This window comes from Vreelandella hamiltonii (assembly GCF_014651775.1).
Lineage (GTDB): Bacteria > Pseudomonadota > Gammaproteobacteria > Pseudomonadales > Halomonadaceae > Vreelandella > Vreelandella hamiltonii.
The window spans coordinates 101820-116228 of the sequence record NZ_BMXN01000003.1 but is presented as its reverse complement, the minus strand read 5'-3'; the positions used below and the strand labels follow the sequence as shown (position 1 = coordinate 116228).

12 protein-coding genes are annotated in these 14409 nt (G+C 60.2%); 9 read left to right on the top strand and 3 right to left on the bottom strand.

Translation table 11 applies throughout. The annotated features are described in order from the left end of the window. Positions 1–22: 22 nt before the first annotated feature. From IE091_RS03785 to lpxC, 4 genes are all read left to right on the top strand, one after another. Positions 23–745 (top strand): cell division protein FtsQ/DivIB, encoded by a 723-nt coding sequence (locus IE091_RS03785; protein WP_039177373.1) that lies wholly within the window; start codon positions 23–25, stop codon positions 743–745. Positions 746–1048: 303 nt separating this feature from the next. Continuing rightward, positions 1049–2338, top strand: coding sequence for a cell division protein FtsA (gene ftsA, locus IE091_RS03780; RefSeq protein ID WP_039177368.1), 1290 nt, complete (start codon positions 1049–1051; stop codon positions 2336–2338). A gap of 33 nt (positions 2339–2371) precedes the next feature. After that, positions 2372–3553 (top strand): cell division protein FtsZ, encoded by a 1182-nt coding sequence (gene ftsZ, locus IE091_RS03775; protein ID WP_039177365.1) that lies wholly within the window; start codon positions 2372–2374, stop codon positions 3551–3553. A 155-nt stretch (positions 3554–3708) separates the two neighbouring features. Further along, entirely contained in the window at positions 3709–4620 is a 912-nt protein-coding gene (lpxC, locus tag IE091_RS03770; RefSeq protein WP_039177362.1) for a UDP-3-O-acyl-N-acetylglucosamine deacetylase, read from the top strand. A gap of 125 nt (positions 4621–4745) precedes the next feature. On the opposite strand, the gene IE091_RS03765 is transcribed toward lpxC, so the two are convergent. Further along, positions 4746–5207 carry a DUF721 domain-containing protein gene (locus IE091_RS03765; protein WP_189462879.1) on the bottom strand — a complete coding sequence of 154 codons (462 nt, stop codon included), beginning with the start codon at positions 5205–5207 and terminating at the stop codon, positions 4746–4748. A 110-nt stretch (positions 5208–5317) separates the two neighbouring features. On the opposite strand from IE091_RS03765, the gene IE091_RS03760 reads away from it, so the two are divergent. From IE091_RS03760 to IE091_RS03745, 4 genes are all read left to right on the top strand, one after another. Next, positions 5318–5668, top strand: a complete 351-nt coding sequence (locus tag IE091_RS03760; RefSeq protein ID WP_016913527.1) for a hypothetical protein — start codon at positions 5318–5320, stop codon at positions 5666–5668. Between the two features lie 93 nt (positions 5669–5761). Beyond that, positions 5762–8485 carry a preprotein translocase subunit SecA gene (gene secA, locus IE091_RS03755; RefSeq protein WP_039177355.1) on the top strand — a complete coding sequence of 908 codons (2724 nt, stop codon included), beginning with the start codon at positions 5762–5764 and terminating at the stop codon, positions 8483–8485. A gap of 30 nt (positions 8486–8515) precedes the next feature. After that, positions 8516–9745, top strand: coding sequence for a bifunctional glutamate N-acetyltransferase/amino-acid acetyltransferase ArgJ (gene argJ / locus IE091_RS03750; protein ID WP_189462878.1), 1230 nt, complete (start codon positions 8516–8518; stop codon positions 9743–9745). A gap of 77 nt (positions 9746–9822) precedes the next feature. After that, positions 9823–10779 (top strand): Nudix family hydrolase, encoded by a 957-nt coding sequence (locus tag IE091_RS03745; RefSeq protein WP_026001651.1) that lies wholly within the window; start codon positions 9823–9825, stop codon positions 10777–10779. 146 nt (positions 10780–10925) lie between these two features. Here the strand turns inward: IE091_RS03745 and IE091_RS03740 are convergent, their stop codons facing one another. Both IE091_RS03740 and IE091_RS03735 read right to left on the bottom strand, forming a co-directional pair. After that, entirely contained in the window at positions 10926–11828 is a 903-nt protein-coding gene (locus tag IE091_RS03740) for a carbon-nitrogen hydrolase (protein ID WP_039177348.1), read from the bottom strand. A gap of 66 nt (positions 11829–11894) precedes the next feature. Beyond that, positions 11895–12965: an agmatine deiminase family protein gene (locus IE091_RS03735; protein ID WP_189462877.1), complete on the bottom strand. Its 1071-nt coding sequence runs from the start codon at positions 12963–12965 to the stop codon at positions 11895–11897. Between the two features lie 198 nt (positions 12966–13163). Between IE091_RS03735 and IE091_RS03730 the strand changes: the two genes are divergently transcribed. Continuing rightward, positions 13164–14405 (top strand): lipoprotein-releasing ABC transporter permease subunit, encoded by a 1242-nt coding sequence (locus IE091_RS03730; RefSeq protein WP_081137070.1) that lies wholly within the window; start codon positions 13164–13166, stop codon positions 14403–14405. Positions 14406–14409: the final 4 nt, after the last annotated feature.

Genomic DNA, 14409 nt, shown 5'->3' with positions numbered 1-14409 from the left:
CGGGGCATGGCATGAGTTCCTTATGAAGAAGCGCAATGCGTGGCTCGGTATCGTTCTACTGGCATTGCTGCTGGGGGCGGGGAGCCGAGCGCTATGGCTTTGGTTGGATCGCCCTATCGAGCGCGTCTCCATTCGAGGCGAGTGGGAATACGTGAGCGCCGACTATTTGCGTTCACAGCTGGCCCCGCTGGTTCAGGACATTACCTGGTTATCGGCGGACTTGGGCGAGCTGCGCCGCAATGCGCTGGAGATTGGTTGGCTGGATGAAGTGCGAATCTCCAGAGAGTGGCCCAATGCGCTGGTCTTCGAATTGATAGAACAGACGCCGGTAGCCCGCTGGAATGACGACTTCCTGCTTAACCCGCGAGGCGAACCCTTCTCCTATGCGCCTCTTGCCGTGCCCCCTGGGTTGCCCGATCTGGCGGGCCCTCAGGAAAGCAGTGCGGAAGTGCTGGCCTATTATCAGCGCTTGACGCCGCACTTTGCCGGACTGTCGTTGACGCTGGCTCAGCTCCGCCTGGAGCCTCGTGGTGCCTGGCGACTTCAACTTGATCAAGGCACCTGGGTAATGTTGGGGCGTCGTCACCATGGCGAACGACTTGCCCGGCTGTCGGCCTCCTGGCAGCGTGAGCTGGGTAGCCTGGGCGAGCATATTCGCTATATCGACTTGCGCTATCCCAATGGTGTGGCGGTGGCGTGGCACGGTGAAACCGAGGTTCCGGAGGAGGAGGGCGAGTCACTATAAGGCGCAATGTGCAAAAAATCGGGTAAATGGGCAGGTCGGCCCGCTAAAAAACCCTTTTATGGGGTTTAAAATGCTTTCCAAGCCAATTATCGTTGGTTTGGGCTAGTCGTATTGTGGCTATTGTTTCTATACTATGTCCCAGGCGATGCTGTGGGTCAGTTTTTATTATTCGGTCAGCGGTTAGCGGCGTCACACAGTTTTAGTCAGGTTATTTATTTTATCTTTGGGTTTCGCCTGCTTTTGCTTAAGCATTAAAAGCGATCCCCGTTCTTATAAAACGACGACAAGGAGATTTACCGACTCATGGCAGGCTCACCCAACGCATCCAATATGGTTGTCGGGCTGGACATTGGAACGTCCAAGGTCGTCGCGATAGTCGGTCAACCCACCGATGATGGTGGGATTGAAATCGCCGGTATCGGTTCTCACCCTTCTCGTGGCATGAAGCGGGGAGTGGTCATCAATATCGAATCCACGGTTCAGTCGATTCAGCGTGCAGTAGAAGAAGCAGAGCTGATGGCGGGTTGCGACATCCATTCCGTCTATGTCGGTGTGGCAGGCAGCCATATCAGCTCCATGAATTCCGACGGCGTGGTGGCCATCAAGGAGCGCGAAGTCACTCCTTACGATATCGAACGGGTCATCGATTCCGCGCGGGCACGGGCCATTTCCGAAGGGCAGCGAGTGCTGCATGTATTACCCCAGGAGTTTTCCATCGACGCCCAAGGGGGCATCCGCGAACCGTTGGGCATGTCCGGGGTTCGTCTGGAAGCTCAGGTGCATCTGGTCACGGCTGCCTTGAATGCCGTGCAGAACATCGAAAAGTGCGTGCGGCGGTGCGGTCTGGATGTGGATGCTATTATTCTGGAACAGCTGGCATCCAGCATGGCGGTACTGACCGAAGACGAGCGCGAGCTAGGTGTCTGTATGGTCGATATCGGTGGGGGAACCACTGACATGGCCATCTTCAGCGAAGGTGCCATACGCCATACGGCGGTCATACCGATCGCGGGTGATCAGGTCACCAACGATATCGCCATGGCGTTGCGCACGCCCACTCAGCACGCAGAAGAAATCAAGGTAAAATACGCTTGCGCGCTGACGCAGCTGGCCGCCAGCGATGAAATGATCAAAGTACCCAGCGTGGGCGATCGCGCGGCACGAGATCTGTCGCGCCAAGCGTTGGCAGAAGTCGTGGAGCCTCGCTATGAAGAGCTCTTCACGCTGGTCAGAGACGAATTACGCCGCAGTGGCTATGAAGATATGGTGGCGGCGGGAGTGGTGCTTACCGGCGGCACTTCACGCATGGAAGGTGTCAGCGAATTGGCCGAAGAAATTTTTCACATGCCGGTTCGTATTGCCTGCCCACAAAATGTCAGAGGCTTGGCAGATGTGGTTCGCAATCCTATCTATGCGACGGGCGTTGGTTTGCTGCACTATGCACTGCAGGAAACGCGTCATGGGCAAGGCCTAGAAAGCCACGGGGGAAGCGCTGCGGGACACAAAGGACGCAGTGAATTTGCCCGACGTGATATCAAGGATGGCCATTCGGCGCTGGCAAGAATCAAAGGCTGGTTCAAAGGAAATTTCTGATAGGGCCGCGACGCGGTTCAGGAGACGGGGCTTATGTTCGAATTGGTAGATAACGCACCCTCGAGCAGTGCGGTCATTAAAGTAGTCGGTGTTGGCGGTGGCGGCGGCAATGCTGTCAACCACATGGTCGAGAGCAACATCGAAGGCGTCGAATTCATTTGCGCCAACACCGATGCACAGGCGCTCAAGCGAGTGTCGGCAAAAACGGTGCTTCAGTTGGGGGGGGAAATCACCAAAGGGCTGGGCGCAGGCGCCAACCCTGAGGTGGGTCGTCAGGCCGCGATGGAAGATCGTGATCGTATTGCCGAGCTGCTCAGTGGCGCCGACATGGTCTTCATCACTGCCGGTATGGGCGGCGGCACGGGGACAGGAGGCGCTCCAGTGGTTGCCCAGGTCGCCAAAGAGCTGGGCATCCTGACGGTTGCCGTGGTCACCCGTCCCTTCCCGTTCGAAGGGCCAAAGCGCATGCGAGCGGCCGAGGAGGGCATGAAAGAGCTTTCCGAGCATGTCGACTCGTTGATCACCATCCCCAACGAAAAACTGCTGTCGGTGCTGGGCAAGAACGCGACCCTGCTGACGGCATTCAGCGCTGCCAACGACGTGCTGCTGGGGGCGGTGCAAGGCATTGCCGAGCTGATCACCAGCCCGGGCATCATCAACGTCGACTTTGCCGACGTGCGTACTGTCATGTCCGAAATGGGCATGGCGATGATGGGCACTGGCGGCGCCACTGGTGAGAACCGTGCCCGTGAAGCTGCAGAGAAAGCCATCCGCAGCCCACTGCTGGAAGATATCGACCTGCACGGTGCCCGCGGCATTCTGGTCAACATCACGGCTGGTCCCGACCTATCCATTGGCGAATTCAATGACGTCGGTGCCACGGTGCAGGAGTTCGCCTCTCAGGAAGCCACCATCGTCGTGGGTACTTCCATCGATATGGAAATGTCCGACGAGCTGCGCGTGACCGTTGTGGCGGCTGGCCTGGATGGCAGCAAGGCCAAGGCCGTGTCTCGCGAACCGGCACGCCGCTCCGCTGCAGATGCCGGTGGCTCCGACTACCGTAAATTGCAGCAGCCCACCGTCATGCGGCAACAGGCTACCGCGCGTGCCGAAGCGCCGGAAGCAGCAGCCAAGCCACGCCCTGAAAAACGTCGTTCGGCCGATGCCGATGACTATCTGGATATCCCCGCGTTCCTGCGCCGCCAGGCAGATTGATCTGCGCTATCAGGTTTATTGAGGCAGCAAACGAGAGTTTTATTGGTAAAACGCTCGTTTGCTGTTAAAGTGAACACTGTTTGATAACTTTTCTCCCCCTGCGGCTGGGTAGCGACTCGTTACACGCCGCCGATATTAGAGCTTGACCACTGCCCATGATCAGACAACGCACACTACAAAACGTCATCCGCGCCACTGGAGTGGGTCTGCACTCTGGCAAGAAAGTCCATCTGGCTTTGCGCCCGGCACCGGCCAACACGGGTATTGTGTTTGTCAGAACCGATCTGGACCCAGTGGTTCACGTTCCTGCCCGCGCCGAGCTGGTGGAAGACACTACCTTGTGCACGGCACTTTCCCATGAAGGCGTCAAGGTAGCCACCGTCGAGCACCTCATGTCTGCCTTTGCTGGCTTGGGTATCGACAATGCCTACGTGGATATCAGTGCCGCGGAAGTGCCGATCATGGATGGTAGCGCCAGCCCGTTCGTTTTCCTCATCCAGTCTGCAGGTATTCTCGAGCAGGACGCGGCCAAGAAATTCATTCGCATCAAGCGTCGTGTGGCGGTCAGTGATGGTGACAAGGAAGCCGTATTCCTGCCCCATCAAGGCTTCAAGGTGTCATTTGCCATCGACTTCGACCATCCTGTCTTCGAGCAGCAGAAGCAGACGGCATTGATCGACTTTTCCACGACCTCGTTTGTCAAGGAAGTCTCTCGGGCCAGAACCTTTGGCTTCATGCGTGACCTGGAATACCTGCGCTCGAACAATCTGGCGCTGGGTGGCAGTCTCGACAACGCCATCGTGGTGGATGATTACCGTATCGTGAATGAAGGTGGTCTGCGCTACGAGGACGAATTCGTGAAGCACAAGGTGCTCGACGCCATCGGCGATCTGTATCAGCTTGGCTACAGCCTGATTGGCGAGTTCCGTGGCGTGAAATCCGGCCATGCCCTCAACAATCGTCTGTGCCGTGAGCTGATGGCGCAGCCCGATGCCTACGAAATCGTGACCTTCGAAGAAGAGAAGGCTGTTGCGCCTATCTCCTATGCGGCACCCGCCATGGCGTGACGTGGTTTTTGAAGCGCGCAGGTTGAAATCGGGGGAATGCCCCCCACTAATAATAAAGCACCGCCATGCGGTGCTTTATTGCGTTTGGCCTGACAGTCAGGTGTATGACGTGCTGCGCAGGTGGCTCATGAAGAGCGCTGGGCATGCGAAGCAAGGCGCTCCAGGGCCTGCTTCAGCTTGGGGTGTTCGGTGTCTTCGGCGCACTCCATGAGGGTCGTGCCAGCGCTGGTAGAGAGAGTGCGCGCATAGCGTGCCGGTGGTGTCGCGGTGCGTACGGGGCGTACTTTCAGCGTAAAGCCAGTGACCCCTGCAAAGCCGGGGAGTTGCTGCAGTAGGCTCAAAAGGCGCGGTTGCTCGTAGCGCAACCAGGTCAACCAGCTGGCCTGGCTGCTGATCAGGGTCAGTCGTCCATTGCTGAAGCCGCCGACGAACACATGCGCACGCATCTCTTCGGGCAAGTGGGCCCGAAGATGGGTCTGGGCTTGATCGATCAGGCGCGACTGACGCATTAGGTGGCCTGCGCCAGCGGACGTGTTCAGCAATTGGGTAATGGGCTGTGCGCGGGAACGCTTAACCTTTATACTCATTTACCTGATTCCTGGGGTGTTGCGGATAGTATCGTGCTGACGAGTGCGCGCAGCACCCATGTTTTTCGTCTATCGACAGAGCCTAACACGCTCAGGAGCCACGCCACAGCATGCCATCAACGCTCGATACATTATCTGCTCTGCCTCGGCGACATCGTCGCCATGGGCTGGCGCGTTGGTGGCTTGCGGGCCTGCTGGTGAGCTGTCTGCTGCCCGCCAGTTTACACCCTTCCGATCTGCGCAGCAGCGACCGGAGCGTGTGTATCTGCTTTTGGGTGCCCGCCATGCTGCGTGCCCAGTCGCAGTGGATCGCCAAAAAGCGCCGCGCGCTAAGGCGCTGGGTAGCACGTCAGCAGCGTCAACTTCCTGTTCTAAAAAGCTTTATCTCTTTCTTTCCCGTCATGCCCCGCCAGACGGTCGCTCTGGATGTATGCTCTCCTCGGGGGCCGCCAGCCCGTTGACCTGCCGCTAGCGGTACGTTCATTTACCCGACGTTAATTGACCCTATGAAAGAGTGCGCCTGAAGAGGTCGCTCCTGTTGATGTGGATATTTCATGATTAATTCCTTGTTACGCAAAGTCGTTGGCTCCAAGAACGACCGTGAAGTCAAACGCATGCTCAAGAGCGTGCAGAGTGTCAACGTGCTGGAAGAGACCCTGGTCGGCTTGAGCGATGGCGAGCTGCAGGCCAAGACGGCCGAGCTGCGCCAGCGTCTGGAGGCTGGGGAAAGCCTGGATAAACTGCTGCCTGAGGCCTTTGCGGTAGTGCGCGAAGCCGGCAAGCGAGTCATGGGCATGCGTCACTTCGATGTGCAGATGGTCGGTGGCATGACGCTGCACCGCGGCCGTATCGCCGAAATGAAAACCGGCGAGGGCAAGACCCTGGTGGGCACGCTGGCGGTATACCTGAATGCCTTGACGGGCAAAGGGGTACATGTGGTCACGGTGAACGACTATCTGGCCCGCCGTGATGCCGAGTGGATGCGCCCGCTGTATGAGTTCCTGGGGCTGTCGATAGGGGTGATTTTTGCTGGCCAGACCGGTGAAGAGAAGCGCCACGCCTATCAATGTGACATCACCTACGGCACCAACAACGAGTTTGGCTTCGACTACCTGCGCGACAACATGGCGTTCTCGCTGGAGGACAAGGTGCAGCGCGGTTTGCACTATGCCATTGTCGACGAAGTGGACTCCATCCTGATCGACGAAGCACGTACGCCGCTGATCATTTCCGGTGCGGTGGACGAGAACACCGAGCTGTACACCATCGTCAACCGTCTGGCCCAGCAGCTGGAGCAGGCGGAAGTATCCGAAGACGAAGACGCTCCTGTCGAAGGCGACTTCGTGCTGGACGAGAAGCAGAAGCAGGTCGAGCTCACCGAGCAAGGCCATAACAAGGTCGAGGAGTTGATGCGCGCCGAAGGCTTGCTGGGCGAAGGCGATTCGCTTTATGCGGCGCAAAACCTCAACCTGTTGCAGCACATGCACTCGGCGCTGCGGGCGCGGCACCTCTATCATCTTGACGTCGACTACATCGTCGCCGACGGGCAAGTGGTCATCGTCGATGAGCACACTGGGCGCACCATGCCTGGCCGCCGCTGGTCGGAAGGCCTGCACCAGGCGGTCGAGGCCAAAGAGGGCGTTACCGTTCAGCGTGAAAGCCAGACCCTGGCATCGACCACCTTCCAGAATTACTTCCGCCTTTATGAAAAACTGGCGGGCATGACCGGTACTGCAGATACCGAGGCCTTCGAGTTTCGTCAGATCTACGGCCTCGACGTCATCGTCATTCCCACCAACCGGCCTCTGGCACGCAAGGATCTCAACGACCTCGTCTACCTGAGTGCCGAAGAGAAGTACGAAGCGATCATCAAGGACGTCTCTGCCGAGACCGAGGCGGGCCGCCCGGTGCTGGTCGGTACGGCTTCCATCGAGACCTCCGAATATCTGGCACGCCTGATGCGTGACGCGGGCCTCAAATTCAGCGTGCTCAATGCCAAGCAGCACCAGAGCGAAGCCGAAATCATTGCCCAGGCCGGGCGTCCCGGCGCCATCACCATTGCCACCAACATGGCCGGTCGTGGTACCGATATCATGCTGGGCGGCAACTGGGAGGCTGATGCCGCCAAGCTGCAGAACCCGACCCAGGCCCAGCTCGATGCCCTGAAAGCCGAGTGGCAGGAGCGTCATGATGCGGTACTGGCAGCTGGCGGGCTGCACGTGATCGGTTCCGAACGCCACGAATCGCGTCGTATCGACAATCAGCTGCGTGGCCGTGCGGGCCGTCAGGGCGACCCTGGCTCCACGCGCTTCTTCCTCTCGCTGGAAGACAGCCTGATGCGACTGTTCGGCTCGGACCGAGTGAAGCGCTTGATGCAGGCGCTGGGTCTGGAACGTGGCGAAGCCATCGAGCACAAGATGGTGTCCAACGCCGTCGAGCGTGCCCAGAAGAAAGTCGAGGGGCGCAACTTCGATATTCGTAAGCAGCTGCTCGAGTACGATGACGTCGCCAACGACCAGCGCCGCGTCATTTACGAGCAGCGTAACGAAATTCTCGCCTCTGACGACGTATCGAGCGCCGTGCTGGGTATTCGTGAGGAGGTGATGGAAGAGGCCATCAGCACCTACGTGCCGCCGCAGAGCCTGGCCGAGCAGTGGGATCTGCATGGCCTGGAGTCGCATCTGAAAACCGAGTTCAATCTGGACGCACCGGTGGTTCAGTGGGCGGAAGAGGACGAGCGCTTCAGTGAAGAGAAGCTGCGTGAGCGCCTGCAGACCATGCATCGTGAAGCTTACGAAGCCAAGATTGCCACGGCGGGCGCGGCACTGATTCGTCGCTTCGAGAAGCAGGTCATGCTGCAGGTGCTGGATACGCGCTGGAAAGAGCATCTGCAATCCATGGACCACCTGCGTCGCGGTATCCATCTGCGTGGCTACGCCCAGAAGAACCCCAAGCAGGAGTACAAGCGCGAGTCCTTCGAACTGTTCCAGCATCTGCTGACCAACATCAAGGCCGATGTCACCCGCATCCTGAGTCATGTCCAGGTGCGCCAACCAGAAGAAGTGGATGCGCTGGAGCAGAAGCGCCGCGAAGAGCTGGCGCGTGAGAAGGCCACGGCGGCCAGCCGCCACGATGCGCCCAGCGAAGACGGTGAGGCAGTCGCGCCTGGTGCCGATGGTCGCCCGCTGCGCCGTGAGGGGCCGAAAGTCGGCCGTAACGATCCGTGTGTCTGTGGTTCCGGCAAGAAATACAAGCAGTGCTGCGGCAAACTAAGCTGATTATCGTTAGCGCACGTTAAGGAGAGAAACATGGCGGTGGGTAACCTTCCCTTTCCGGAGTTGCCACCCCTTGAAGGGGTGCGTCTGGGCACTGCAATGGCGGGCATCAAGAAGCCGGGCCGCCGCGATATGGTGGTGATCGAACTGCCCGAAAGCGCCAGCGTGGCGGGCGTGTTTACTCGCAATGCGTTCTGCGCAGCGCCGGTCACCGTGGCCAAGGAGCACATGGCACAGTGTCAGGCGGCGGGGAAGGCACCTCGCTACTGGCTGATCAATACCGGTAATGCCAATGCGGGTACCGGCGACTCAGGGCTGCAGGATGCGCGTGAGAGCTGCGCGGCACTGGCCGCCCAGGCAGGCGTTTTGGCGGAGCAGGTACTGCCGTTTTCGACCGGTGTGATCGGTGAGCCGCTGCCCATGGCGCGGCTGTTGGCGGGTATGCCGCCAGCGCTGGACACCCTGGCGGCCAGTAGTCAGGCTTGGCAACACGCCGGCGAAGGTATTCTGACCACGGACACCCGCGCCAAAGGGGCAACGGTGACGCTAGCGCTGGGGGACCAGCAGGTCACCATCAACGGCATCACCAAAGGGTCGGGCATGATCAAGCCCAACATGGCCACCATGCTGGGGTTCGTGGTCACCGATGCGGCCATCGAGCAAACGCTGTTGGCAACCCTGCTGCGCGAGACCGTTGATCGTTCGTTCAACTGCATCACGGTGGATAGCGACACATCCACCAACGACGCCTGCATGCTGGCGGCCACGGGTACCGGAGTTCGCATCGAAAGCGATGAGCAGGTGGCGATTTTTCGCAATGGCCTGCAGCGTGTGATGACCGAGCTGGCACAGGCCATCATTCGTGATGGCGAAGGAGCGACCAAGTTCATCACTCTGCAGGTCGATGAAGCGCGTACCCGCCAGGAAGCACTGGATGTCGCCTTCACCGTTGCCCACTCGCCGCTGGTGAAAACCGCGCTGTATGCCTCGGATGCCAACTGGGGGCGTATTCTGGCCGCAGTGGGCCGTGCGCCAGTTGAGGCCTTCGACGTCAGCCGAGTGGTCATCGACCTTGGGGACGTGAGGCTGGTGGAGCAGGGCGGTCGCGCCAGCAGTTATACCGAGGCCGCTGGCAGTGCGGTCATGGCGCAGGAGGAGATCACCATTCGGATCACGCTGGGTCGTGGTGAGGAGGGGGCTACCGTATGGACCTCCGATCTTTCCCATGACTATGTGTCCATCAATGCGGATTACCGCAGCTAGGCTGTGGCATCGTGCTCAACAAAGCCAGATAGCGCCGTACCTGTCCCGTGCGGCGCGCACAGAGTGGATTAGACGTAATGAGTGTAATGGTAAAACGACGGGTTCATGTCGCGGCAGCGGCCATCATCAGCGCTGATCAGAAGCACGTGTTGATCGCGCGTCGGCCGTCCAATGTCGATCATGGCGGCCTGTGGGAGTTTCCTGGCGGCAAGCTGGCGCCCTATGAAACGGGCCTGGAAGGCCTGAAGCGTGAGCTGCATGAAGAGCTGGGGGTAGAGATCGTGCGCGCCCAGCCTCTGATTCGTGTGCACCACGAGTACCCGGACAAGCACATTCTGCTGGACGTGTGGCAAGTGCATGAGTTTGCCGGTGAACCTTTCGGGCGTGAAGGTCAGGCCGTGCGCTGGGTACCCATGGACGAGCTGGTGAACTACCCATTCCCCGCCGCCAATCTGCCCATCCTGCGCGCAGTGATGCTGCCTACCGAATACCTCATCACCGGTGAAGAGGCCGATGATGAGCGGTTTGCAGCGCTGCTGGAACGTGCCCTGCGTGAGGATAGTGTTCGCCTGGTGCAGCTGCGGGCCAAGTCGCTGGATAAAGCGGCCTACCTGACGCGGGCAGAGCGTGCGTTGGCGCTGTGCCGCCAGTACGGTGCCAAGCTGCTGCTCAATGCCGAGCCGGAAGTGCTGGAGCAGGTGGATGCCGACGGTATTCATCTCACCAGTGCGCGTTTGATGTCGCTGGACCGCCGCCCCATTGCCGAAAACAAGTGGCTCTCTGCCTCGACCCATGACCAGACACAGCTGTCTCAAGCCGCCGTGCTGGGCTGCGATTTCGTGACGCTGTCACCCCTGCGTACCACGCCCTCCCACCCGGAAGTGGCCCCCATGGGGTGGCACGACTTCCAGCAGTTGGTCGAGCGGGCGGGCATGCCGGTGTTTGCGCTGGGTGGCATGACGCGCTTCGATGCCAACCACGCCCGCGCCGTGGGGGCTCAGGGGATCGCGTCGATCCGCGATTTCTGGAAGTGAGCCCGTGACGTCCAGCCCTGCTTGTCGGCAGGCGACGGGCGACATGGCGTGAGGAAGGGACACCTCGTGGTGCAAATGAAAACGCCTGCTCGGGTTACCCGAGCAGGCGTTTTTTTACGATGGCGGTGGTTGAAAGGACGCTTGGCTCAGTCCCGGTAGCGGCGCGTCAGGTCACCGTAGGCATCGATACGGCGGTCGCGCAGGTAAGGCCAGATGCGTCGCGTGTTTTCACTGCGCGCCATGTCCAGAGTCACCACCAGCTGCTCGCGCTGCTCGCCAGCGTGGGCCAGCAGCTCCCCTTGGGGGCCGCAGATGAAGCTGCCTCCCCAGAATTCGATACCCTCGCCGACGCCCGAGTGGTCGGCTTCGAAGCCCACCCGGTTGGCGACCAGTACCGGCAGGCCATTGGCGACGCCGTGGGCACGCTGAATCAGCGTCCAGGCTTCCTTCTGGCGAGCTTTTTCGGCAGGGTCGTCGCTGGGGTCCCAGCCAATCGCCGTGGGGTAGAGCAGCAGCTCCGCGCCCGCCAGCGCCATGAGTCGTGCGGCTTCCGGATACCACTGATCCCAACACACCAGGATGCCCAGGCGTCCCACCGAGGTGTCGATGGGGGTGAAACCATCGCCACGGGCGGCATCGGCATCGCCGGGGGTGAAGTAGAATTTCTCGTAGAAGCCGGGATCGTCGGGAATGTGCATCTTGCGATACTGGCCCACGCGACCCTGGGCGCGGTCATACACCACGGCGGTATTGTGGTAGAGGCCTGCGGCGCGCTTCTCGAACAGCGAGCCCACCAGCACGATATCCAGCTCTTTTGCCAGGTCGGCCAGGCGCTGCCCGGTGGGGCCATCCAGCGGCTCGGCCAGATCGAACAGCGCCGGGTCTTCGTATTGGCAGAAGTAGTGGGTAGCATGCAGCTCCTGCAGCAGCACCAGCTGGGCACCTTGACGTGCTGCTTCGCGAATACCGGCTTCGCTCTCTGCCAGGCTGCGTGCCTTGTCAGGCCAGGCGGCCTGTTGAATGACCGCAACGTTCAGCGTGTGTGACATGCCGTTCTCCTCAAGACGTTCACTTCAAGACGTTAGTTTGAAGACATTAGCTTCAAGACATTATCTTCAAGACATGGAAACAATCGGGGCGAGTGTGCCTTTGGGTAGCTGCATGGTCAGGCAGTGCAGGCTGCCGTGCTGGCGAATCACGCTGACGCACTCGATCGGGATCAGCGTGTGCTCCGGAAACGCCGTGGCCAGGGCTTGCAGGGCAACCACGTCGGCGGGGTCACCATAGGTGGGCACCAGCACCGCCTCGTTGATGATCAGGAAGTTGGCGTAGGTGGCCGGCAGCCGGTGGCCATCTTCCGGGTCGAAGCAGGCCTGTGGCCAGGGCAGGGCGATCAGGCGGTAGGGCTCGCCATTGCGCTGGCGGAACGCCTTGAGCTCCTGTTCCATGGCCTGCAATGCCGGATAATGCGGATCTGTTGGATCGTCGCAGCGCACGTAGGCAATGGTGGTGGGGTCGCAAAAGCGTGCCAGCGTGTCCACATGGCTGTCGGTGTCGTCGCCTTCCAGGTGGCCATGAGCTAGCCACAGAAAGCGGTCCACGCCGAAATCGTCAGCCAGCCGGGCTTCCACGTCGGCGCGGCTGAGGGTCGGGTTGCGGTTGGGGTTCAGCAGGCAGGCTTCGGTCGTCAACAGCGTGCCTTCGCCGTCAGTCTCGATGCCGCCCCCTTCCAGTACCATGGCCCGAGAGGCGACGGGGCAGGCCCATACTCCGGCGTCGGCCAGCCATTGGGTGAGCTGGTTGTCGTGCTCGGCAGGAAATTTGCCGCCCCAGCCGGTAAAGGTATAGTCCAGCAGCAGGGGCTGATCCTCTTCGTCCAGCACCGTGATGGGGCCGTGATCGCGCGCCCAGGTATCGTCGGTGGGTGCGACAATCAGCTGCAGCTGCGCGTCGGGGATGCCATAAGCGCTGAACGTGGCGAGCAGGCGTTGCCGAGTCGCCTCATCCGGCACGCTGATGATGACGCGTTGATAGCGTGCGGTGGCCAACACAATGCGCTCAAGGGTCGCTTCGATCCGCGATAGCATGGGCGCCCAGTCGCCGTCTGGGCGGGGCCAGGTCAACTGTAGGCCATCCTGTGGATGCCATTCGGGGAGCAAGCGATACGTCTTGATAGCCAATGTCACGGGTACTCGTGTCGAGGTAAGAGAGCTCGCCCAGCGGGCAAGAGGAACGGCCGCAATTTAGGGGGTTGCCACGCAACTTGCAAGCGTTACCGTGTGCCAGGGAACAGCCGCTGCTTTCGCTACTCTAAGGCTGCGTTTGTACATGCAGCCATGCTGAAAAAACCGTACCATGGACGCTCATTATTAAGGAATGAAGCCATGCTTGATCGTTTGCCTTTCCTGGTGGGGCTGCGCTATGTGCGCGCTAAACGCCGGAACCATTTTATTTCGTTCATTTCACTGACCTCGATGCTCGGATTGATGCTCGGCGTGGCGGTGTTGATTCTGGTGTTGTCGGTCATGAACGGCTTCGATCATGAGCTGCGTACGCGCATCCTCGGCATGGTGCCACACACCAAGATCGAAGCGCAGGAGGGTCTGGTCGAATGGGAGGCCTTGGCCAACCGGCTGACGCAGCGCGAGCGAGTGATCGGCGCGGCGCCTTATGTCGAGCAGCAGGGCATGTTTTCGTCGGGTGGGCGTAATCAGGGGGCCATGGTGAACGGCATCCACCCCGACTGGGAAGGCCAGGTATCGATCATTGGCCAGCACATGCGGGAAGGTGAGCTGGCCGATCTGGTGCCCGGCGAGTGGAATGTGGTGCTGGGCTCCATGCTGGCCAGGCGTCTTGGCGTCGGGGTGGGTGACCGCGTCACGCTGCTGGTGCCCGAAGCGTCGATTACGCCCGCTGGGGTCTTTCCCCGGCTGAAGCGTTTCACGGTCAGTGGAATCTTCAGCGTGGGCGCGGATCTAGATGCCAATCTGGCCTATGCCAACATCGAAGACATGCAGACCCTGGCGCGCATGGGCGACGCCGTAGGTGGGCTGCGACTCGAGCTGGATGACCTGTTCGTGGCCGGGAGCGAAACCCAGGCCATCGTCAGGGAGTTGGGCTCGGGTTATCGTGGCACCGACTGGACGTTCTCCCACGGCAACCTGTTCCAGGCCATCCAGATGGAGAAGCGCATGATTGCGCTGCTGCTGACGGTGATCATTGCGGTGGCGGCGTTCAACATCGTGTCCACCCTGGTCATGGTAGTGACCGACAAGCGTGCCGATATTGCCATCTTGCGCACCATCGGTGCCACGCCGCGCTCGATCATGGGTATTTTCATCGTCCAAGGGTTGGCCATCGGCTTGATCGGCATTGCCGTTGGCGTAGCGGTCGGCATCGCGCTGGCGCTGACCATTTCCGACATCATCGCCTGGTTCGAGAGTGCTTTCGGCATCCAGTTCCTCGATGCCGGGGTCTACTTCATCAGCGACTTGCCCTCGCGCTTGCAGTGGAGCGATGTGCGGGACATCGTGCTGGCCGCCTTCGGCCTGACGTTCCTCTCGACACTTTACCCTGCCTGGCGAGCAGCTCGGGTTCAACCGGCTGACGTACTGCGCTATGAATAAGGAT

Bases quoted from the DNA above. Each gene is read 5' to 3' on its own strand.
- IE091_RS03785 (WP_039177373.1), top strand. From the start codon at position 23: ATGAAGAAGCGCAATGCGTGGCTCGGTATCGTTCTACTGGCATTGCTG.
- ftsA (WP_039177368.1), top strand. From the start codon at position 1,049: ATGGCAGGCTCACCCAACGCATCCAATATGGTTGTCGGGCTGGACATT.
- ftsZ (WP_039177365.1), top strand. From the start codon at position 2,372: ATGTTCGAATTGGTAGATAACGCACCCTCGAGCAGTGCGGTCATTAAA.
- lpxC (WP_039177362.1), top strand. From the start codon at position 3,709: ATGATCAGACAACGCACACTACAAAACGTCATCCGCGCCACTGGAGTG.
- IE091_RS03765 (WP_189462879.1), bottom strand. From the start codon at position 5,207: ATGAGTATAAAGGTTAAGCGTTCCCGCGCACAGCCCATTACCCAATTG.
- IE091_RS03760 (WP_016913527.1), top strand. From the start codon at position 5,318: ATGCCATCAACGCTCGATACATTATCTGCTCTGCCTCGGCGACATCGT.
- secA (WP_039177355.1), top strand. From the start codon at position 5,762: ATGATTAATTCCTTGTTACGCAAAGTCGTTGGCTCCAAGAACGACCGT.
- argJ (WP_189462878.1), top strand. From the start codon at position 8,516: ATGGCGGTGGGTAACCTTCCCTTTCCGGAGTTGCCACCCCTTGAAGGG.
- IE091_RS03745 (WP_026001651.1), top strand. From the start codon at position 9,823: ATGAGTGTAATGGTAAAACGACGGGTTCATGTCGCGGCAGCGGCCATC.
- IE091_RS03740 (WP_039177348.1), bottom strand. From the start codon at position 11,828: ATGTCACACACGCTGAACGTTGCGGTCATTCAACAGGCCGCCTGGCCT.
- IE091_RS03730 (WP_081137070.1), top strand. From the start codon at position 13,164: ATGCTTGATCGTTTGCCTTTCCTGGTGGGGCTGCGCTATGTGCGCGCT.